A 20,896-nucleotide genomic window follows, 5' to 3' on the forward strand; every position below is an offset into this window, starting at 1 on the left:
TAGGATGGTGTCAGAATTGCCGCAGGCGCATGCCGCGGAATAGTTTGTAGTCATATATTTCAGGGAGAGACGCGTGATCGAAGATACTTTGCTCGAGGCCGAGGAAAAGATGGACAAGGCCATTGAGGTAGCCAAAGAGGAATTCTCAGCGGTCCGCACAGGCCGTGCCAACCCCGCCATGTTCCACAAGGTCATGGTGGAGTACTACGGCTCCCCGACCCCGCTGCAGCAGCTGGCCGCCTTCTCCGTGCCGGAGGCCCGCACCCTGCTCATCACCCCGTTCGACAAGACGGCCATGCACGACATTGAGCGCGCCCTGAGTTCCTCCGAGGTGGGCGCCAACCCCTCCAACGACGGCAACGTTATCCGCATCATCATGCCGGAGCTGACCCAGGAACGCCGCAAGGAATACGTCAAGCTGGTCCGCACCAAGGGTGAAGACGCCAAGATCTCCGTGCGCAACATCCGCCGCAAGGCCAAGGAGCAGCTGGACAAGTCCGTCAAGGACGGCGACGCCGGCGAGGACGAGGGTTCGCGTGCCGAGAAGGAACTGGACGCCATGACCAAGTCGCACGTGGACAACATCGATGAGCTGCTCAAGCGCAAGGAAGTCGAGCTTCTCGAGGTCTAATGAAGGCCCCCAAAAACAAGCCGGCCGGTTCCCCTGCGGAGCCGGCCGAGCCAAATCCAGGGCAGGCTCCCAAGCAAGCACCTGACGACTACCAGTTCCCCTCCCGCAAGGCCCGCCGCCAGGCGGAGCTCACGGGCATGATCCCCATCATCGTGCCCAAAAAGGACCAGGCGGCGCAGGCCCCCGCGGCCGAAACGGCTGCCGAGGCTGGAACTGGTGCGTCCGCCCCCAAGGACAAGGACGACGCCGGCACCTCCACGGTGCCCGCCGCCAAGACTGCTGGGGCCGAGACGGCAACGGAGCAGAAGCCTGGCGGGGAATCCTCAGCCGGGAAGTCCGAGGAAGCGGCTGCAGCCGGTCTTCCGGCTGCCACCGAGGTTCAGCCCGCAGCGGAGAAGGCATCCAGCCCTGTGGCACCCGGCCCCGTGGCATCCGGCAACGACGAGTCCATCAGCGAAGAATCCTTCGAGGAAGTCGACGACTTTGCCGCGGGGGAGGGGGCCGCACCCAAGCCGGTTTCGGCCCTGAATGTCACGGGCCTGCCCGTGGTTCCCGTCGCCCAGGGCCCCATCGCTGTCATGCCCGATGCCGCCACCGCCGGCAAGCCACCCCGGACGCCCAAGGCCGGCCGCGACCTGCCCGCGGCCATCAGCGTGGGCGTGGGCCTGCTGGTGCTGGTCATGGGTTCCCTGCTGTTTTATCCCGTGGCATTCGTTGCCGTGGCCACCGCGTTTGTCTGTGCCGGGGTGTGGGAAGTCAACCGCGCCATCGGCAGCAAGGGCATCAAGGCCCCGCTCACCCCCGTCATGGTCGGTGCGCTGGCCATGCCCGCCTCCGCCTACTTCGCCGGAGCCGAAGGGCTGCTGTTTGCCCTCGTCGCCAGCGCAGGCGCAACCGTGCTGTGGCGGTCGCTGGACCCTGCACCCGGAGCGGTCAAGAGCATCCTCTCCGGTGTGTTCACACTCATGTGGATCCCGTTCCTGCTCAGCTTTGTCTTCCTCATGCTCCGGGCAGACCACGGACCCACCACGGGCCTGACACTGGACCTGGGCCACATCAACCCCGGCGTGGTTCAGGTCTTGATCATGCTGCTGCTGGTGGTTGCCAACGACACCTTCGGCTACCTGGTGGGGGTCTTGTTCGGCAAGCACCCCATGGCGCCGAAGATCAGCCCCAAGAAGTCATGGGAGGGCTTTGCCGGTTCCCTAGGCGGGGCCACCCTGGTGGCCATTCCCGCCACCGTTTTCCTGCTGGATCAGCACTGGTGGGTGGGCCTGGCACTGGCCATCGGCATGGTCCTGGCCGGCACGGGCGGAGACTTCGCCGAGTCCATGGTCAAGCGTGAACTGGGTGTCAAGGACATGAGCAACCTGCTTCCGGGACACGGCGGCGTCATGGACCGCCTCGATTCAATCTTGTTTGCCGCCCCGGTGGCATACGCAATCTTCACCGTATTGGGCCGGTTCTAGCGGCCAGGACCGCGGTGCCCGGCACCGTACTGCAACCCGTCGAGCGATAGTTCAAGGAATGACTGTGACAGTGGAAGAGACACCCCGGACCAACTCCAAGTTCAAGCTGGTTGGGCCCAAGGAAGTGGGCTACAACGTCAAGCAGGTGGACGTTTTCCTCGAGCGTGCCCGTGCCTACTTCCTCAACGATGACACCAACGGGCCGGCGATCACGAGCCACGACGTCCGCACAGCCTCCTTCGACCCGGCCCGCGGCGGCTACAGCGCCCAGGCAGTCGATGCGGCCATGGACCGCATCGAGGACGAGTTTGTGCTCCGCGAAAAGGACCTCCTCATCGGGGCCGAGGGCGAAAAAGCGTGGATGATCAAGATCGGCAAGACCGCATCTGTGCTGCGTGCCCGCCTGCACCGCCCCGACGGTGAGCGGTTCCGCCGCCCGTCCAAGAACAGCGCCCAAAGCTACAACATCAACGACGTGGACGTGCTGTGCCGCGAGTTGCTGGTTTACATCGAGGACAACGGCGAACTCAGCGTCGACGTGGTCCGGCGCGCCGTCTTCGCCCCCGAAAAGGGTGCCGCCGGCTATGAGGAAAGCCAGGTCGACGCCTTCCTGGACCGCGTCGTGGAGCTCATGGCCGCGATCGACCCGCTCGCCACCCACTAGCGGCAACCGCGGCGCCTCAGCCGCCCTGCGGCCGCGGCTCGTCCACGGCGAGTGGACGTTCGGGGACATGCAGCTTGGCCATGAACCGCGACACGGACGGGCTGCGCCGGTGCCGGGTTGCCCTGGACACCAGCACCGCCACCAGGAACGCGGCCGGAACCGTCCACGCCGCCGGCTGGACCAGCACCCCGCGCCACGGCGCTTCCGGCCCCAGCTGGGAACCGAACAGGATCGCAGCCCCGCACAGCAGCCCGCCCGTGAGCATGCCCGCCACGGCGCCGGCGTCGGTCAGGCCCCGCCACCAGATGCCCAGCAGCAACAGCGGGCAGATGGTTGATGCTGTGAAGGCAAACACCAGCCCCACGCTGCCGGCCAGTGCCAAGGAATCAGTCACGAGGGCAATGCCCAGCGGCACGACGGCGGCAACCACAGCCGCGACCCGGAACCCCCGCACGCTTCCCCCCAGCACGTCCTGGCTGATGACACCCGCCAGCGAAACCACGAGCCCCGAGGTGGTGGACAGGAAGGCCGCGAACGCCCCGGACACCACGAGCGCCGAGAGCACGTCGCCCAGCGGGCCGCCCACCAGGGCTCCGGGAAGCAGCAGGACCGTGGCGTCAGGGAAACCGCCGCTGTCCCGCCCCGGAAGGAACGCCCGTCCCAGCACACCGTACATCGTGGGGAAAAGGTAGAAGACCGACAGCAGGCCCAACACGATCAGGGTGGTGCGGCGGGCGGCAGCGCCGTCGGGGTTTGTATAGAAGCGGACCAGGACATGGGGCAGTCCCAGGGTCCCAAAGAGCAGCGCCACCATAAGTGAAAGCGTTCCGTACACGGACGCGCCCGTGACGGGGGCCGCCGGGGGAAGGATGCCGCCGGCCGGCGGGGTGGTGGCCAGCTGCGCGGCGCTGTCCGGTGTGCCTGCCAGCAGGAGCAGCATGAAGATGGCAGGCACGGCAAGGGCCGTGAGCTTGAGCCAGTACTGGAACGCCTGGACAAAAGTGATGGAGCGCATGCCGCCTGTCACCACCGTCAGGCACACCACCACCGCGACTGCTGCCGCACCCACCCACGATGGCAGGCCCGTGGTGGTCCGGATGGTCAGGGCGGCCCCGTGCAGCTGCGGCACAATGTAGAACCAGCCCACCGCCACCACCAGGACGCTTGTGACACGGCGGGCCACCGGCGATTCAAGCCTGGCTTCGGCAAAGTCCGGGATGGTGTACGCGCCGGAGCGGCGCAGTGGGGCGGCCACAAAGAACAGCAGCATCAGGTAGCCGGCGGTGTAGCCAATGGGGAACCAGAGGGCGTCCACCCCGGAGATGACGATCAGGCCCGCAATGCCCAGGAAACTGGCCGCGGAAAGGTACTCGCCACCGATCGCCGAGGCATTCCACCACGGCTTGACGGTGCGCGAGGCAACATAGAAGTCGCTCGTGGTGCGGGAGATCCGCAGGCCGTAGAAGCCAATGGCGGTGGTGGCCAGCGAAACGGCAATGAGTGCGGTGTAGCCGATGGCCGGGTTCATGGCCCGTCCACCAGGTCCCGGTAGCGGCTTTCATTCCTGGCGGCGGCGCGGACATACAGCCATGCGCAGCTGCCGATGAGCGGGTACACGCCCACGCCCAACAGGATCCACGGCGCCGGGATGCCCAGGATCAGCCAACCGGCGAACATGGGCACCCAGGCCACCAGGGCCCAGCACAGCAGCAGCGCTGCCATGAACCCGGAGGCCACCACGAGCCCCAGGCGCAGCTGCGAGCGGATGAGCGAGCGCACCATGACCTCGCCCACCGCGGATTGTTCGGCCACTTCCTGGGACACTGTGGTGCGGCCCGGAAATTGCGGGGCGGGCGTGCGCGGGGCGGTGACCCGCTCACGTCCCGCGGCCGGTGGTTCGCTGGGCGGGTGGCTGGGCGGGTGGCTCATTTCTGCGGCCGGACCCTGGTTGCCTCGAGCCGCTCACGCAGCACGGTGACGTGGCGGCGGCTAACGGGCAGGGCGGCGCTGCCCACCGAAACGGTGGGCTTTGCGGCGCTGAGCTTCAGCCCGGTGACAAAGGCCATGCACACCAAGTAGGAGCGGTGGATGCGGATGAAGCCCGAGTCCGCCCACTGCTTCTCCAACTCGGCCAGGGGGATGCGGACCAGGTAGCTGGCCTCGGCCGTGTGCAGCCTGGCATAGTCGCCCTGGGCCTGGACAAACCTCACCTCGTCCAGCCTGATGATCCGGCTGATGCCGCCCTGGTCCACGGTGATCATCTCCACCTCGGCAGCCTGGGCCGGGTGCGCAACGAGTTCTACCACCCGGTCCACGGTGCGGGTGAGCCGCTCGTTGCGCAGGGGCTTGAGCAGGTAGTCGACGGCGGCCAGCTCGAAGGCCTCCAGGGCGCGGTCATCGTCGGCGGTCACAAAAACAACGACGGGGGCGTTGGCGCTGCGGCCAATGATTTCGGCCAGTTCGAGCCCGGACAGCCCGGGCATGTGGATGTCCAGGAAGGCCGCGTCCACGGGGTTGGCGGCCAATAATTCCAGTGCCTCGGGGCCGTTGGTGGCCCGCAATATGGTGCCGATGCGCGGGTCCCGGCGCAGCAGGAACGCCAGCTCCTCCACGGCGGGCAGCTCGTCGTCGGCGACAAGGACATTGATCATGTGACCCAGCCTAACCGCCGAGGGGCCACATCCGAGCGCAGCGAGGAAGGGGAGGCGGTTGGGCGCTAACTGGCGAGGCGCCTCGTCACGCGTCGTGACCGGGCTGGTTCTTGGGCACCGTCATGCTGATGAGCATTCCGTGGCCCACGCCTGTGTCAATCGTGAGCCCGTGGGCGTCGCCGTACACCTGGCGCAGCCGCGCGTCGACGTTGCGCAGCCCCACATGGTGGCCGTCCTGCCGCCCGGCCAGGACCTGCCGCAGCTGCTCGGGGTCCATGCCCACGCCGTCGTCCTCGATGGTGACCTCCGTGAAGGCGCCCAGGTCGCGGGCGGTTATTTGCACCAGCCCGCGGCCCACCTTGGCCTCGAGGCCGTGGCGGACCGCATTTTCCACGAGCGGCTGCAGGCTCAGGAACGGTATCACTGTGCTGAGCACCTCGGGCGCAATGCGCAGGCTGACCTGGAGCCGTTCGCCAAAGCGGGCATTTTCCAGCAGCAGGTACTTTTCGATGCAGCGCAGTTCCTCGGCCAGGGTGGTGAAGTCCCCGTGCCGGCGGAACGAGTACCGGGTGAAGTCGGCAAATTCCACCACCAGGTCCCGGGCCCGCTGCGGGTCGGTGTTGATGAATGAGGCAATCGCGTTCAGCGAGTTGTATATGAAGTGCGGGCTGATCTGTGCCCGCAGTGCCCGTACCTCGGCCTCGGCCAGCAGCGACCGCGAGGATGCCAGTTCGGCCAGTTCCAGCTGGGCCGAAACCCAGGCAGCCACCTCGTTGGTGGCCCGCACCAGCCCGGCCGTTGGCGTCCCGGACAGGACCACGATGCACCCCACCACGCGGGACTCGACCTTGAGTGGGCAGATCACGGCTGCCTTGAGCTCTGTGCCGTTCTGCCCCAGCCCCAGTTCCCCGCGCAGCGGACCGTCCAGTGTTGCCACCTGGGTCCGCCCGTTGCCCAGCGTCTTTGCGGCCAGGCCCATGACGACGTCGGACCCGGGCTGCCCGGCAGCGGTGACTGTGCCGTCCCAGGCCAGGAGACGGGCGTCGTCGGTCATGGCAAAGGCGGCGCAGTTCAGCAGCGTGCGCAGCTGCCTGCTGGCCTTGAGTGCACCGGCCGGCTGCAGCCCGTTGCGGAGGTGTTCGCCTGCTGCCGCGGCCGAATGCAGGGTGGCGAAGGTTGCGTGCTCTGCCTCCGTGCCCAGGTCCCGCTGGGAGCGGGTGAGCCGGAACCCGACGGCCGCCACGATGGCGATCGCGGCAACAACGGCAGCGATCGCGGTAATCAGCAGGAGCGTCGAATCGCTCAGCACGGGGGAGGGCATGCAGTCCAGACTAGCTGGCCGGCCGGGCCGCCGGGCAGGCGGCGGCGCCGTTCACCGCAGCGTCCCTGCCGTTCGGCGCGGCAGGCGCATCACCGCAGCCGAATGTGAGGTGGCACACACCATAGTGAAGGGGATCACATCACTCAAGGAGGAATGATGGGTAACCCAGCCCAAGCAAGTCAACCCGGTCCGGTGGATTTCATCGCCGAGCAGCAATCGCAGGAGTTCAGAGAACTCCGCAAATCGCACAGGAACTTTGTCTTCCCCGTGGCCATTGGTTTTCTGGCCTGGTACTTCGCCTACGTCCTTTTGGCCGCCTATGCGCACGACTTCATGTCAATCAAGGTCTGGGGCAGCCTGAACATCGGCCTGGTCATGGGGCTGCTGCAGTTCGTGACGACGTTCGGCATCACCACCTGGTACGTGTCCTACGCCAACCGCAAACTCGATCCGCAGGCGGCCGTGATCCGTGCGCGCCTGGAAACCAGGATTGCCGACGACGCCGCCGAAAAGGAAGAGGTCTGACGCATGAGCCTGACTTCAGTTCTCGACACCGCGGCAATCCACGCCGCAGCACCCCTGTCCGCGACGTTGGCGGAGCAGACCAAGGAAAATTCCTGGATCAACATCCTGATCTTCATCGGCTTCGTGGCCGTGACCATGATCGTGGTGTTCCGTGCCAGCCGCAACAACAACACCGCGGCGGAATACTATGCCGCCGGCCGCTCGTTCTCCGGCGGCCAGAACGGCACGGCCATCGCCGGCGACTACCTCTCCGCAGCGTCGTTCCTGGGCATCACCGGGGCCATCGCCGTCAACGGCTACGACGGATTCCTGTACTCCATTGGATTCCTCGTGGCCTGGCTCGTGGCCCTGCTGCTCGTGGCCGAGCTGCTGCGCAACACCGGCAAGTTCACCATGGCCGATGTCCTTTCCTTCCGGCTCAAGCAGCGACCCGTGCGCATCGCGGCGGCCACCACCACGCTGGTGGTCTGCTTCTTCTACCTGCTGGCCCAGATGGCCGGCGCCGGCGGCCTGGTGTCCCTGCTCCTGGGCCTGGACAACTCCAACAAGGTGGGACAAAACATTGTCATCGCCGTGGTGGGCGTGCTCATGATCGTGTACGTGCTGATCGGCGGCATGAAGGGCACCACGTGGGTGCAGATCATCAAGGCGTTCCTGCTCATCATCGGTGCCGCCATCATGACCATCATTGTGATGGCCATGCACGGCTTCAACCTCTCCACGCTGATGGAAGCTGCCGTCCAGACCTCCATCAACGAAGGCGGCGCCGGCCAGGCGCTGCTGAACCCGGGCGCCCAGTACGGCAAGGCCCCGCTCGACTTCATCTCCCTGGCCCTGGCCCTGGTGCTCGGCACGGCGGCGCTGCCGCACGTGCTCATGCGCTTCTACACGGTCCCCACCGCCAAGGAAGCCCGCAAGTCAGTGGTCTGGGCCATCTGGCTCATCGGAGGCTTCTACATCTTCACCCTGGTCCTGGGCTACGGCGCCGGCGCACTGATCGGCAAGGACGCCATCCTGGCAGCCCCCGGCGGCGTCAACGCGGCCGCACCGCTGCTGGCCTTCGTGGTGGGCGGGCCCGTGCTGCTGGGCTTCATCTCCGCCGTTGCCTTCGCAACCATCCTGGCCGTGGTGGCCGGGCTGACCATCACCGCGGCAGCCTCGTTTGCCCACGACATCTACTCCAACGTGATCGTCAAGGGTGAACCGAAGCCCGAAATGGAGGTCAAGGTGGCACGGCGCACCGTTATCGTCATTGGCCTGGTGGCGATCGGCGGCGGCATCCTGGCCAACGGCCAAAACATTGCCTTCCTCGTTGCCCTGGCCTTCGCCATCGCGGCCTCCGCCAACCTGCCCACCATCCTGTACTCGCTGTTCTGGAAGCGCTTCACTACCCAGGGCGCCCTGTGGAGCATGTACGGCGGGCTGGCCGCGGCCATCATCCTCATTGCCTTCTCCCCGGTGGTGTCCGGATCCGAAAAGGCCATGATCCCCGGGGCCGATTTCGCGTGGTTCCCGCTGGCCAACCCCGGCATCGTCTCCATCCCGCTGGCGTTCTTCCTGGGCTGGCTGGGCACTGTGCTGGACAAGAACACCGAGGACCCGCGCATCCAGGCCGAAATGGAGGTCCGTTCCCTGACCGGCGTCGGCGCCGAGAAGGCCGTGGACCACTGACGCGCCAACTGCCGGAAAGTTCAGCCCAGAAGGCCCCGTTCGCCGTCGTTGTTCGACGGCGGACGGGGCCTTCTGCGTGGCACCAAAGCAGGCGCACTTTTATTGGCGTTCAAGGCATTGACTTCCGCCCTGCGGCGGAGGAATCTTCACATTAGCCATGCCGTTGGAGGCCCGTCTGGACCACGGGGTGGTGCAAGGAGGCAGTGCCGCCATGGCCAGAACAAACTCACACTACGGATGGGTTCCGGACCTGCCGGACCAGCGTGACTTCCACTTCGCTGCGGCCCAGGCCGTGCAGGCAGCGCTGCCGCCCGCCGTCGACCTCCGCCCCCAGTGCCCGCCCGTCTACGACCAGGGGCAGCTGGGCTCCTGCACCGGCAACGGGGTGGCCGCCGCAATCCAGTTCGATGCCCTCAAGGAAGGGCTCGCCGACACGTCCACACCCTCACGCCTGTTCATCTACTACAATGAGCGGGTCATTGAGGGAACCGTGAAGTCCGACGCCGGGGCCCAGATCCGTGACGGCATCAAGACCGTGGCGAAGACCGGCGCCTGCGATGAAACCCTGTGGCCCTACGACATCACCAAGTTCGCCACCAAGCCAAGCGCGGCGGCCTACAAGGCGGCATTGAACCAGCGCGCCATTGCCTACTCCCGGGTGGCCCAGACCCTGGCCCACATGAAGGGGTGCCTGGCTTCAGGATTCCCGATTGTCTTCGGGTTCACCGTGTACGAGAGTTTTGAGGGCTCCGATGTGGCCAACACGGGCGTGGTCCCCATGCCGGCCGCGGCGGAGGCCGTGATTGGCGGGCATTGCGTGGTGGCCGTGGGCTACGACGACGCGAGCCAGCGGTTTACCATCCGGAACTCCTGGGGAACAGGATGGGGCATGGCCGGCTATGCGACCATGCCCTACACGTACCTGATCAGCCCCTCACTTGCCAGCGACTTCTGGATGATCTCCGCAACCTCCTAGGCGCACGCTTGTCGCTAGTGGTGGTGGCCCTGCTGCTTGAGCTGCTGCACATTCTCCGGCACCGCGGGTGCCTCGTGGCTGCCCCCGTGCCCGGAGTGCGGCACCGCCAGCTCGCCTGCAGTTGACGCTGCCATGCCGGCGGTGGTCAGTGCCGCCACAAAGATGGATGCCGCGAACAGCATGCCCACCACGGCAGCCGCCGGCAGCTTGTGCTGGGCTGCCCGTCCGGGCCGCCGCCGCATGGCCGCGTTGCGGCGCCACCCCAGCGTGGCCACAACGGAAAGCTCCAGGACCAGCAGTGCGGCCAGGGTCGCATCAAAGGTCCTGCCGGTTTCGGGCATCCGCCACAGCCCTGCCAGAAGTGCTGTCAGGTGGATGGCGCCGGCCACGGCGAGCACAATTTGCACCGCATCCACGCGAGGAAGCCTTCCGCTGCGCAGCGATGCCAGGCCGTACAGCAATGCGGCCAGCCCGTACGCGGCCGAAGCCAGCCCGGCCGCCCACGGCCAAACCGCCGGCAGGCCTTCTCCGGCAACCGATGCCTGGCCGGCATTGAGCCAGGGCAGCAGGCTCGAGGCCGCGGCTATGGCCAGGGAGGCAATGCCCAGCAGGGCCAGGCTGGCGTAGAGGGCGCCCAGCTCAGTTGCCCCGCCGGGTTTTGCCACCGGGGGCCCTGGCCTGGAAACGGCCGGGACCCCCATGTGGGCGGTGGTGGCCATGATCAGGCGGTTCGCACGGCGGCCGTGCGGTCCTGGGACAGGCCCACTGCCAGCAGGACAAGCGCGCTGCCCAGGTGCAGGACGTTGTCGGCACCGTTCAGGGCAATGATGTTCAGCGCGGTGCCCGGAAGGAACAGGCCAACGATGCCCACCAGCAGGTACACGGCACCCACAGTTGAGTTCATGGTCTTGGCAGCCGGTGCGGAAGAAAGCCCGGCCAGCAGAAGCGCCGCACCAATGGCCAGGTGGATCACGTTGTGCAGGGGGTTGACCTCAAAGACGATCAAGTTCCTGCCCTCGGTGGCGAAGAAGCCCACGCCGCTGGTGACAAAAAATCCCACAATGCCGACCAGAAGGTAGACGGCCCCGAAGATGGTGGCGAGAAGCCGGTTCGGTGAGGTGCGCATGATGATTACTCCTTTTCCCGATGCCGGGGCAGAAGCTGCCCCGTTCAGTCCTGAGCGGGTTCGAAGTGAACCCGTGACAGTTGTTCGGAGCGGGCGGGCGCGCAGATTGGACGCACGGGAACTATTTTTCGAGTTCCCGTTTCAGCAGCGGCGACATCCTGAAGGGGACCAGCTCGTTCATGGCCAGCGAGGTCTCGGTGCGCTCAACGCCGTCGCACGCCAGGATCTTCCCGTTGATGCGGAACAGGTCCTCCGCCCCCCTGGACACGACGCGGACCAGCAGGTCGGCCCGGCCGCTGAGGCCGTGCGCCTCCACCACCTCCGGGATGGCTGCCAGCGAGGTGGCCAGTGCGCCGAGTTTCTGCTGCTGCACGTGCACCGAAATGAAGGCCTGCAGGGGATAGCCCAGGGGGCCGGGATTGATCCTGTGGTCGAAGGGCAGGAAGGCGTGGCGCTTCTCCAGCGCCGCCATCCGGGCCTGGACCGTGTTGCGGGAGAGCCCCAGCTGCGTGGCCATGGCCACCACCGTCTGCCGGGGGTCCTGCATGAGGGCCAGGAGTATGCGTGCGTCGGTTCCATCCAAAGTGGGCATAATGCGCAGATTAGCACGGTACGGCGGCGGCCAACAGTGCAGGATGATCAACTTTTCCTGAGGTGATTGCGCCACCTGTTCGGCGTGAGTATCGTCACACACATCAGGGAATGATCCGCATCACACTGCACGAAGGCGAGCAGAGAATGAACAACCCAGGCCAAGCCGCCCCGGGCCCCGGCCCGATGCCCATGCACCAGCTCATCACCCCCGACGGGCAGCGCGGCGCCGATGCCCTGCTCGATGAATACGTGGCGGACGTCGACGCCGAGGCCCTGCGCGGGCTGCTCCGCGACATGGTTGTCATGCGCCGCATTGACTTTGAATCCACGGCCCTCCAGCGCCAGGGCCAGCTGGCCCTGTGGCCGCCCATGCTTGGCCAGGAAGCCGCCCAGGCCGGTTCCGCCAGGGCATTGGAGGCCGATGACTTCATTTTCCCCACCTACCGGGAAAACGGCGTGGCCCACATCCGCGGCGCCAAGATGCAGCAGATCATGGGGGTGTGGCGCGGCACCAGCAACACCGGCTGGGACCCGCACCAGCTGAACATGGCCACACCGCAGATCATCATTGGTTCGCAGACCCTGCACGCCACCGGCTACGGCATGGGCCTGGTGCTTGATGGCAAGGAATCCCTGGCCATCGCCTACCTGGGCGACGGCGCAACGAGCCAGGGCGACGTCCATGAAGCCATGGTGTTTGCCGCCAGCTTCCAGGCGCCTGTCATCTTCTTCTGCCAGAACAACCACTGGGCCATTTCCGAACCTGTGGGCCTGCAGTCCTCCGTGCCGCTGGCCGGCCGCGCCCCCGGCTACGGAATCCCCGGCCTGCAGGTTGACGGCAACGACGCCCTGGCCGTGCTGGCGGCCACCCGCTGGGCCGCCCGCCGCGCCCGCAGCGGCGGCGGGCCAAGCTTCATTGAGGCCGTGACCTACCGCATGGGCCCGCACACCACGGCCGATGACCCCACGCGCTACCGCGGCGTCACCGAGCTGGAGGAGTGGACCGCCAAAGACCCCATCTCTCGTCTGCGCGCCCACCTGCTGGCCGAAGGAGTGCTCGACGCCGGTGCCGAAGCCGCCATCGCGGCCGAGGCCGACGCCGTCGCCGCGGAACTTCGCGATGCCTGCATCAACCTCCCGGACCCCGAACCCATGAGCGTCTTTGACAACGTTTACGTGGACGACAACCCGGTCCTGCTCCGCCAGCGCGAGGAATACAAGCGTTACCTGGACATGTTCGGCACAGGCCCGGCAACAGCGGCGGGCACGGCAGCCAAAGGAAGTGCATCATGACAAAGCTGAGCCTGACCCAGGCCATCAACGCCGGGCTGCGCCGGGCCCTGGAGGATGACCCAAAGGTGGTCCTGATGGGTGAGGACATTGGCACACTCGGAGGCGTCTTCCGGGTTACCGACGGGCTCATGAAGGACTTCGGCTCGCACCGGGTCATGGACACGCCGCTGGCCGAATCCGCCATCATCGGAACGGCCGTGGGCCTGGCCTACCGCGGCTTCCGCCCCGTGTGCGAGATCCAATTCGACGGCTTCATCTACCCGGGCTTTGACCAGATCGTCTCCCAGGTGGCCAAGATGCACGCCCGCACCCACGGCAGTGTGCGCATGCCCATCACCATCCGGGTGCCCTTTGGCGGCGGGATCGGCTCGCCGGAACACCACTCGGAGTCGCCCGAAGCGTACTTTGTGCACACCTCAGGGCTGCGGGTGATCAGCCCCTCCAACCCGCAGGACGCCTACACCATGCTCCGCCAGGCCATCGCGAGCGACGACCCCGTGCTCTACTTTGAGCCCAAGCGCCGCTACCACGCCAAGGGCGAGGTTGACCTGGAGGCGCCGCTGTCCTCCGCCCCCGCCATGGGTGCGGCGCGCGTGGCCCACCCGGGCACCGATGCCACGCTGGTTGCCTACGGCCCCATGGTGGGCACGGCCCTCGACGCAGCCAGTGCGGCCGCGGCCGACGGCGTGTCAATCGAGGTCATCGACCTGCGCTCGCTCTCGCCCGTGGACTACGGGCCCATCATCGAATCGGTGCGGCGCACAGGCAGGCTCGTTGTGGCGCACGAGGCGGGCCGCACGCTGGGGCTCGGCGCCGAAATTGCCGCGACCATCACCGAGCGGTGCTTCAACCACCTGGAAAGTGCCCCCGTGCGCGTCACGGGATTCGACATCCCCTACCCGCCGTCCAAGCTGGAAAAACACCACCTGCCGGACCTCGACCGGATCCTGGACGGCGTGGACCGCGCGCTGGGCCGACCCAACTCACTCACAGGCATGGAGGACTCTTGATGATTGCTGAATTCAAGCTGCCCGACCTCGGCGAAGGTCTCACCGAATCGGAAATTGTCAGCTGGGCCGTGTCCGTTGGCGACACCGTCACGCTCAACCAGGTCCTGGGCGAGGTGGAAACCGCCAAGGCTGTGGTGGAGCTTCCTTCGCCCTACGCCGGCAAGGTCACGGCCATTGCGCATGGGCCCGGAACGGTGGTGGAGGTGGGCGAGGTCATCATTGCCTTCGACATTCCAGGCACAGGTGGCCCCGAAGTCGGCGCCAGCCAGGCAGGTGCCGAGGGGGAGACCGCCAAGCGGATCCCCACGCTCGTGGGGTACGGGGCAGACCCCGAACCGTCCGGGCGGCCCGTCCGGCGCACCCGCGTTGCGGCGGGTGCGGGCCCGGTTGCCCCGACGGCGGCCCTGGCCACCCCGACCGTTGCCGCCGTCGCCACTACCACAGTTGTGCAGGCCGAGCGGCCCCGCTCCACGCCCCCTGTGCGCAAGCTGGCCCGGGACCTGGGCATTGAGTTGGCGCTGGTGCCCGGATCAGGGGAACGCGGGCTCATCACCCGCGATGACGTCCTGTCTTATTCCTCCGGCAGCGCCGGTGGGCAAGCTGCGGCCGGCGCGGCCGGGAACCAGGCCCAAGGTGCGGTGACCGCGGGGGAGGGTGCGGCGTCGAACGTTTCCGTCACCCGCAGCTGGGGTCAGGGGAATGAGCGGGAGGTGCGCACCCCCGTCAAGGGCGTGCAGAAGTTCATGGCCCAGGCCATGGTCCAGAGCGCGTTCACGGCACCGCACGTCACCGAGTTCCTCACGGTGGACGTCACGCGCGGCATGAAGTTCCTGGAGAGGTTGCGCAAGCGCCGGGACTTCGACGGCGTCAAGCTCACGCCCCTGACGCTCGCTGCAAGGGCCGTTGCGCTCGGGCTGGAACGACACCCGGCCCTGAACTCAAGCTGGGATGAGGCCGCGCAGGAAGTGGTGCAGCACAACTACCTGAACCTGGGCATCGCCGCGGCCACACCGCGCGGGCTCGTGGTGCCCAACATCAAGGACGCCCACACGCTGGGGCTTCGCGCGCTCGCAGCTGCGCTGGGTGGACTGGCGGAGACGGCCCGTTCGGGCAAGACGCCGCCGGCGGACCTGGCCGGGGGCACCTTTTCCATCACCAACATCGGGGTGTTTGGCATCGACGCCGGCACGCCCATCCTGAACACGGGCGAGGCCGGGATCCTGGCGCTCGGGGCCGTGCGCAGCACGCCATGGGAGCACAAGGGGCGCGTGGCGCTGCGGCAGGTCATGACGCTGAGCCTGTCCTTCGACCACAGGCTTGTGGACGGTGCCGCCGGCTCGAAGTTCCTGGCCGACGTTGGCGCCGTCATGGCCGACCCCGCCATGGTGCTGGCCCTGGACTGAGGCGGCGCCGGGCGGGCGCAGTGCGGGCGCGGTGCGGCGCAATGCGGGCGCGGGAAACTGCTCCCGCTCTGCAACCTCCGGCCTCTGGTTGCGGGGCGGGAGCAGTCGTATATTTGTAGTGACCCCCATTCTGGGAGCCGCCTTGACAAGGAGGATGGTTTCGATGAAGAAGTGGAATCGCTGGCAGGATTATGTTGCCGTGGTCGCCGGGCTGTACGCAGCACTCTCGACCATGTGGACATCACAGCAGGGCAGTTCCATGGTCATGATGATTGGTTGCGGCGTGCTGCTGATGGCATCCGGCGTCTGGAACCTCATGAGCCCCGGGCAGCCGGTGGCCGAGTGGGTCCAGATGGTCCTTGGCGCCCTGCTGTTCGTCTCCCCGTGGTTGGCCGGCTACACGGCACACACGGCAGCAACCTGGACTTCATGGATTGCAGGTGGTTGCGCCCTGATTGCCGGGGTGATGGCACTGCAGCCTGCCATGCACGAGCATGCTGAGCACCCCCATGGCGGTGTTGCGGCACACTGATTCCCGCCGGGCTCCCTTGTGGACGCACGGCACCAAAGTCGAAGCCCCGGCACCACGCCGGGGCTTCCCCTTTGTGCAGCGCTTTGGCCGGTGGCGGCGCTAGGATCACAGGCCATGGGGAACGTTTTTACTCGGCTGGCGGGCGGCCTGGCGCTGGCGATGCTGTCCGGCGGGATCGCATGCGTCTTGGCCTCATTCTGGGGACTGCTGCGGTATTTCGCGCAGGTGGATTCCGGCGAGCGACTCTACGACGGCATGCCCATGCTGGGCATCTTCATTGGCGGGGCCAGCGGACTGGGTATTGCTCTCTGCGGATGGGCGGCATGGAAGCTGCGCGGCCGCCGGTCCGGCTACGTATTCCTGCTGCTTGGCTGGCTGTTGTGCTACTTTCCGGCGGCGCTGATCATCTCGGGGTTCCTTGTTGTGTCCACAGCGTTGGTCCGGGGCCACTTGTTGGCAACCCTGGCCGGGGCCGCCGTGATTCTTGCGGCCGCCGTCGGTAATGGCCGCCGCCGTCGTTATGTCGGCGGCGGTGGCCAGTAGCGGCGGCATTTTTGGCCGGGCTTTCACCATGGCCCGCTACAAGCCCGTGAACGCCGCCCAGGCCATGGCCTCCAGCACGGGCCGGGCAGCGGTGAGCTGCTGGCGGTGCATGGGCACGCTGTGCGGGGTTGAGTTGATGAGCCCGAAAACTGCCTGGACCTGCAGCCGGCGCACTGCCACGGCCCGATCCGGGAACTGCTTGCCCAGCACCTCGACCCACAGCTCCACATATTCACGCTGCAGAGACCTGACGGCTGCGCTGTCGTCCCCGCCCAGGCTTTCAAAGTCCCGGTCCTGGACTCGGATCACGTCGGGCTTGGTCAAGGCAAAGTCCACGTGGAAGGCCACAAGTGCCCGCAGTTCAGAGGCGGCGTCGGAGCCGGCAGCCAGTACTGCCCGGCCGCCCGCGAGCAGGTCCTCGCTCACGCCCACCAGGAGTGCGCCAAGCAGGGCCTGCTTGCCCGGGAAATGGCGGTACACGGCGGGGCCGCTGACGCCCGCGGCTGCCCCGAGGTCCTCAATGGACACGCCGTTGAAGCCGCGGCGCGCAAACAGTGCGCCCGCGGCATTCAACAGCACCGTTCGGCGCTCGGCCTTGGCCTGGGTGCGTGCATTGGCCGTTTGCGGATTCATCTTTCCCCTTGTGCTGGACATCACAGAGCTCACAGACTAACCTGAAACTCAGTTAGTGCCTATTAACTTAGCGCAGGCTTGAAGGAAAAACGAGGGGTCGATGGAGACTTTGCACAGCCGGGTGGAAACGTCGGGGGAGTCCTTTGCGCGCAATGATGCCGCCCAGCGTGCCCTCGTGGAGGAACTGCGCGGCACACTGCGCACCACTGCCCTGGGCGGTCCCGAGAAATCCCGCCAGCGCCACGTGTCCCGCGGCAAGCTGCTGCCCCGGGATCGGATCGGCCACCTGCTCGATGAGGGCAGCCCCTTCCTGGAGATCTCCCCGTTGGCCGCGCATGAGATGTACGACGGCGCGTCCCCCGGGGCCGGGGTCATCGCCGGCATTGGCCTGGTGGAGGGCCGCCACGTCATGGTCCTGTGCAACGACGCCACTGTCAAGGGCGGCACCTACTACCCGCTGACGGTCAAGAAGCACCTGCGGGCCCAGGAGATTGCCTTGGAGAACCGGCTGCCCTGCATCTACCTGGTGGACTCCGGCGGGGCTTTCCTGCCCAAGCAGGACGAGGTGTTCCCGGACAAGGAGCACTTTGGCCGGATCTTCTTCAACCAGGCGCAAATGTCGGCCCGGAAGATCCCGCAGATTGCCGCCGTGCTGGGTTCCTGCACGGCCGGCGGCGCCTACATGCCGGCCATGAGCGATGAGACCGTCATTGTCCGCAACCAGGGCACCATCTTCCTGGGCGGGCCGCCGCTGGTGAAGGCCGCCATTGGTGAGATCGTCACGGCGGAGGAGCTCGGCGGCGGCGACGTCCACGCGGGAATCTCCGGCGTCGTCGACCATTTGGCGGAAAACGACGAACACGCGCTGGCCATCATCCGCGACATCGTGGCCACGCTCCCGCCCAACCCGGCGCCGGCCTGGGCAGTGGGGGAATCGAGCGAACCGGACGCTGACCCCGCCGAACTGTACGGCGCCGTGCCCACCGACTTGAACACGCCCTACGACATCCGTGAAATCATCGCCCGCCTGGTGGACGGCAGCAAGTTCCACGAATTCAAGAAGAACTACGGCACCACGCTGGTCACGGGCTTCGCCACGCTGCACGGCCACCCCGTGGGCATCGTGGCCAACAACGGTGTCCTGTTCAGCGAATCGGCGCTCAAGGGCGCCCACTTCATTGAACTGTGCGATCAGCGCGGGATCCCGCTGATCTTCCTGCAAAACCTTAACGGCTTCATGGTGGGCAAGGACTACGAGCATGGCGGCATCGCCAAGCACGGCGCCAAGATGGTCACCGCCGTGGCCACGGCCCGCGTGCCGAAGCTGACGGTCATTGTGGGCGGGTCCTTTGGCGCCGGCAACTACTCCATGTGCGGGCGCGCCTACGGTCCCCGCTTCCTGTGGACCTGGCCGGCGTCGCGCATTTCCGTCATGGGTGGCAACCAGGCGTCCTCCGTGCTGGCCACCGTCAAGCGGGATGCGCTTGAGCAGCACGGCGAGCACTGGTCCGCCGAGGCTGAGGCCGCCTTCAAGGCACCCGTCCTGGAACAGTTCGAACACCAGGGCAGCCCGTACTATGCCACGGCCCGGCTGTGGGACGACGGCATCATCGACCCCGCCGACACCCGCACCGTCCTGGGCCTGGCGCTGGACGTCTGCGCCCGGACCCCGCTGCCCGAAACCGCCTTCGGCCTCTTCAGGATGTGAGCCATGACTGCAATGTTTGACACCGTCCTTGTCGCCAACCGCGGCGAAATCGCCTGCCGCGTGATCCGCACGCTCCGGGACCTGGGCATCCGCTCCGTGGCCGTCCATTCAACGGCCGACGCCGGGTCCCGGCACGTGCGCGAGGCCGACGCCGCCGTCTGCATCGGCCCCGCCGCCGCAGCCGAGAGCTACCTGAACATCGAGAACGTGATTGCCGCGTGCCGGGAGTCCGGCGCGCAGGCAGTCCACCCCGGCTACGGCTTCCTGTCCGAGAACCTCGAGTTTGCCAAGGCACTCGACGCTGCGGGCATCACCTTCATCGGGCCCAACGTGGAAGCCCTAAACGTCATGGGCGACAAGATCCGCTCCAAGAACCACGTTGCCGCCGCCGGCGTGCCCGTGGTGCCGGGCATCTCCGAGCCGGGATTGACGGATGCGGACCTCATTGCCGCCGCTGCAGAGATTGGCTACCCCCTGCTCATCAAGCCCTCGGCCGGTGGTGGCGGCAAGGGCATGCACAGCGTCTTCTCCGCCGACGAGCTGCCGGCCACCCTCGCCACGGCCCGCCGGGTTGCCGCAACAGCCTTTGGCGACGACACCCTGTTCCTGGAGCGGCTCGTCGCCAACCCGCGCCACATCGAGGTGCAGGTCCTGGCCGACACCTTTGGCAACGTGGTCCACCTGGGCGAGCGCGAATGCTCGCTGCAGCGCCGCCACCAGAAGGTCATCGAGGAAGCCCCCTCGCCGCTGCTGGAGGCCCTGGACGACGGCGGTGCCACCCGGGCACGCATCGGCGCCGCAGCGTGTGCCGCGGCCGCCAGCGTCAACTACACGGGCGCCGGCACCGTGGAGTTCCTGGTCTCGGACGACAACCCGGAGGAGTTCTTCTTTATGGAGATGAACACCCGGCTGCAAGTGGAGCACCCCGTCACGGAGATGGTGGCACGCGTGGATGACTCACCCATTGACCTGGTGGGGTGGCAGGTGCAGATCGCCGCCGGGGAGAAGCTGAACTTCGGCCAGCAGCACGTGGCGCTCGAGGGGCACGCCATCGAGGCCCGCGTGTACGCGGAGAGCCCGGCGGACGGGTTTCTGCCGGCCACCGGAACCGTGGTGGCCCTGGATGAATCGGTTGCCCAGCGCCCCGGCATTCGCGTGGACAGCTCCTTGCTGCCGCAGCTGGAAATCTCGGCCGACTACGACCCCATGCTGTCCAAGGTCATTGCCTGGGGAGCCGGCCGGGCCGAGGCACTGGAACGGCTGGACGCCGCACTGGCCAGTTACGTGGTGCTGGGCGTCCACACCAACGTGGAATACCTGCGCCTGCTCCTGGCCGACCCCGACGTCCAGGCCGGCCGCCTCGACACCAACCTCATCGAGCGCAAGCTGCCGGACATGGCGTTCCGCCACGTCGCCGCCTCCGACTACGCCGCCGCGGCCCTCGTTGCCCGCTCCCCGGTGGTCGAGCCTGTCGAGACCCGGTCCGGTGTGGCTGCGGACCGGCATTCCCTCGGGCGCTTTCCGACCAATCGGCCGCGGGCGGCCTCGGTCTCCCTGACGCGCCCTTCGGAAACGCCGGCTCCTCCGCCGCACCGCCCCTGGGCCCGAACCGACGGGTGGCGGCTCGGCGATCCCCAGCCGTGGCGGTCGTCGTGGGCGGCACCGGGCCGCACCGGTGTGGTGACGGTCAACGGCACGCAAGATCCCGGCGTCGTGCTGGTCAGTGGGCTGGACGGGGCTCAGGAGGTGTCCGCGTCGGTGGATGGCTATCAGTTCGCCCTGGCTGGGGACACGGTCTTCCTGGGCGCCGGGGGATGGAGCATTGCGCTGGAGCGCCTGGGCAGGGATGCGGCCACGGCCCGCATGCTCGCCGGGCTGGAGCGCGTGGACGCCGCGGCCGATCCCCAGCTCCGCAGCCCCATGCCGGGCACCGTCACAGTGGTGAACGCAAAAACGGGGGACCGGGTCCAGGCGGGCGACGTCCTGCTCGCCGTCGAGGCCATGAAGATGGAACACCAGATCACCGCACCCATGGCCGGCACCGTGCACATCGCCGTGGTGCCCGGCGCCCTGGTCAAGGCCGACCAAGTGGTGGCCACCGTGGAGCCGGACCAAGAACCTACAACCAACCCTGAAGGGGAATGAC

General features: G+C 67.2%; 21 protein-coding genes. 13 read left to right on the top strand and 8 right to left on the bottom strand.

Annotated features, from left to right (window positions below; genetic code table 11):
* Positions 1–73: 73 nt before the first annotated feature.
* From frr to PCK14_RS12280, 3 genes are read left to right on the top strand one after another with little or no spacing between them, the layout of a single operon-like run.
* Positions 74–631, top strand: coding sequence for a ribosome recycling factor (frr, locus tag PCK14_RS12270; protein WP_269938780.1), 558 nt, complete (start codon positions 74–76; stop codon positions 629–631).
* Positions 631–2,100, top strand: coding sequence for a phosphatidate cytidylyltransferase (locus PCK14_RS19365; RefSeq protein ID WP_442864714.1), 1,470 nt, complete (start codon positions 631–633; stop codon positions 2,098–2,100). The genes frr and PCK14_RS19365 overlap by 1 nt, the downstream gene beginning before the upstream one ends.
* A 58-nt stretch (positions 2,101–2,158) precedes the next feature.
* Positions 2,159–2,764, top strand: coding sequence for a DivIVA domain-containing protein (locus PCK14_RS12280; RefSeq protein ID WP_269938781.1), 606 nt, complete (start codon positions 2,159–2,161; stop codon positions 2,762–2,764).
* Between the two features lie 16 nt (positions 2,765–2,780).
* On the opposite strand, the gene PCK14_RS12285 is transcribed toward PCK14_RS12280, so the two are convergent.
* The 4 genes from PCK14_RS12285 to PCK14_RS12300 all read right to left on the bottom strand — a co-directional run bounded on the left by PCK14_RS12285 (position 2,781) and on the right by PCK14_RS12300 (position 6,721).
* Positions 2,781–4,292: a sodium/solute symporter gene (locus PCK14_RS12285; protein WP_269938782.1), complete on the bottom strand. Its 1,512-nt coding sequence runs from the start codon at positions 4,290–4,292 to the stop codon at positions 2,781–2,783.
* Positions 4,289–4,693, bottom strand: coding sequence for a hypothetical protein (locus tag PCK14_RS12290; protein ID WP_269938783.1), 405 nt, complete (start codon positions 4,691–4,693; stop codon positions 4,289–4,291). Before PCK14_RS12290 ends, PCK14_RS12285 begins: the two co-directional genes overlap by 4 nt.
* Entirely contained in the window at positions 4,690–5,415 is a 726-nt protein-coding gene (locus tag PCK14_RS12295; RefSeq protein WP_269938784.1) for a LytR/AlgR family response regulator transcription factor, read from the bottom strand. The genes PCK14_RS12290 and PCK14_RS12295 overlap by 4 nt, the downstream gene beginning before the upstream one ends.
* 85 nt (positions 5,416–5,500) lie before the next feature.
* Entirely contained in the window at positions 5,501–6,721 is a 1,221-nt protein-coding gene (locus tag PCK14_RS12300; protein ID WP_442864716.1) for a sensor histidine kinase, read from the bottom strand.
* Positions 6,722–6,892: 171 nt separating this feature from the next.
* Here PCK14_RS12300 and PCK14_RS12305 point away from each other — a divergent pair, with 171 nt between their 5' ends.
* The 3 genes from PCK14_RS12305 (at position 6,893) to PCK14_RS12315 (ending at position 9,908) form a co-directional block, all read left to right on the top strand.
* A complete protein-coding gene (locus PCK14_RS12305) occupies positions 6,893–7,261 on the top strand; it encodes a DUF485 domain-containing protein (protein ID WP_269938838.1) in 369 nt (122 codons plus the stop codon).
* 3 nt (positions 7,262–7,264) lie between these two features.
* Positions 7,265–8,932, top strand: a complete 1,668-nt coding sequence (locus tag PCK14_RS12310) for a solute symporter family protein (RefSeq protein ID WP_269938786.1) — start codon at positions 7,265–7,267, stop codon at positions 8,930–8,932.
* Between the two features lie 211 nt (positions 8,933–9,143).
* Positions 9,144–9,908: a C1 family peptidase gene (locus tag PCK14_RS12315; protein ID WP_269938787.1), complete on the top strand. Its 765-nt coding sequence runs from the start codon at positions 9,144–9,146 to the stop codon at positions 9,906–9,908.
* 14 nt (positions 9,909–9,922) lie between these two features.
* Here the strand turns inward: PCK14_RS12315 and PCK14_RS12320 are convergent, their stop codons facing one another.
* The 3 genes from PCK14_RS12320 to PCK14_RS12330 form a co-directional block, all read right to left on the bottom strand.
* Positions 9,923–10,573 carry a hypothetical protein gene (locus tag PCK14_RS12320; RefSeq protein ID WP_269938788.1) on the bottom strand — a complete coding sequence of 217 codons (651 nt, stop codon included), beginning with the start codon at positions 10,571–10,573 and terminating at the stop codon, positions 9,923–9,925.
* A gap of 56 nt (positions 10,574–10,629) precedes the next feature.
* Positions 10,630–11,034, bottom strand: a complete 405-nt coding sequence (locus PCK14_RS12325) for a DUF4383 domain-containing protein (RefSeq protein ID WP_269938789.1) — start codon at positions 11,032–11,034, stop codon at positions 10,630–10,632.
* Between the two features lie 121 nt (positions 11,035–11,155).
* Complete coding sequence (locus PCK14_RS12330; protein ID WP_269938790.1) at positions 11,156–11,626, bottom strand: Lrp/AsnC family transcriptional regulator; 471 nt, start codon at positions 11,624–11,626, stop codon at positions 11,156–11,158.
* Positions 11,627–11,772: 146 nt separating this feature from the next.
* On the opposite strand from PCK14_RS12330, the gene pdhA reads away from it, so the two are divergent.
* The 5 genes from pdhA (at position 11,773) to PCK14_RS12355 (ending at position 16,409) form a co-directional block, all read left to right on the top strand.
* Positions 11,773–12,921: a pyruvate dehydrogenase (acetyl-transferring) E1 component subunit alpha gene (pdhA, locus tag PCK14_RS12335; RefSeq protein ID WP_269938791.1), complete on the top strand. Its 1,149-nt coding sequence runs from the start codon at positions 11,773–11,775 to the stop codon at positions 12,919–12,921.
* Positions 12,918–13,931, top strand: a complete 1,014-nt coding sequence (locus PCK14_RS12340) for an alpha-ketoacid dehydrogenase subunit beta (protein WP_269938792.1) — start codon at positions 12,918–12,920, stop codon at positions 13,929–13,931. Before pdhA ends, PCK14_RS12340 begins: the two co-directional genes overlap by 4 nt.
* The gene (locus PCK14_RS12345) at positions 13,931–15,334 is read left to right on the top strand and encodes a dihydrolipoamide acetyltransferase family protein (RefSeq protein ID WP_269938793.1); all 1,404 of its coding nucleotides are present in this window, start codon (positions 13,931–13,933) and stop codon (positions 15,332–15,334) included. Before PCK14_RS12340 ends, PCK14_RS12345 begins: the two co-directional genes overlap by 1 nt.
* A 163-nt stretch (positions 15,335–15,497) precedes the next feature.
* A complete protein-coding gene (locus PCK14_RS12350) occupies positions 15,498–15,866 on the top strand; it encodes an SPW repeat protein (RefSeq protein WP_269938794.1) in 369 nt (122 codons plus the stop codon).
* 114 nt (positions 15,867–15,980) lie between these two features.
* Positions 15,981–16,409, top strand: a complete 429-nt coding sequence (locus tag PCK14_RS12355; RefSeq protein ID WP_269938795.1) for a hypothetical protein — start codon at positions 15,981–15,983, stop codon at positions 16,407–16,409.
* Positions 16,410–16,445: 36 nt separating this feature from the next.
* On the opposite strand, the gene PCK14_RS12360 is transcribed toward PCK14_RS12355, so the two are convergent.
* Positions 16,446–17,042, bottom strand: coding sequence for a TetR/AcrR family transcriptional regulator (locus PCK14_RS12360; protein ID WP_269938796.1), 597 nt, complete (start codon positions 17,040–17,042; stop codon positions 16,446–16,448).
* Positions 17,043–17,142: 100 nt separating this feature from the next.
* On the opposite strand from PCK14_RS12360, the gene PCK14_RS12365 reads away from it, so the two are divergent.
* Entirely contained in the window at positions 17,143–18,750 is a 1,608-nt protein-coding gene (locus PCK14_RS12365; protein WP_269938797.1) for a carboxyl transferase domain-containing protein, read from the top strand.
* A gap of 3 nt (positions 18,751–18,753) precedes the next feature.
* Complete coding sequence (locus tag PCK14_RS12370) at positions 18,754–20,895, top strand: acetyl/propionyl/methylcrotonyl-CoA carboxylase subunit alpha (protein ID WP_269938798.1); 2,142 nt, start codon at positions 18,754–18,756, stop codon at positions 20,893–20,895.
* Position 20,896 lies beyond the last annotated feature (1 nt).

The organism is Arthrobacter sp. HY1533, from assembly GCF_027568515.1.
Classification (GTDB): domain Bacteria; phylum Actinomycetota; class Actinomycetes; order Actinomycetales; family Micrococcaceae; genus Specibacter.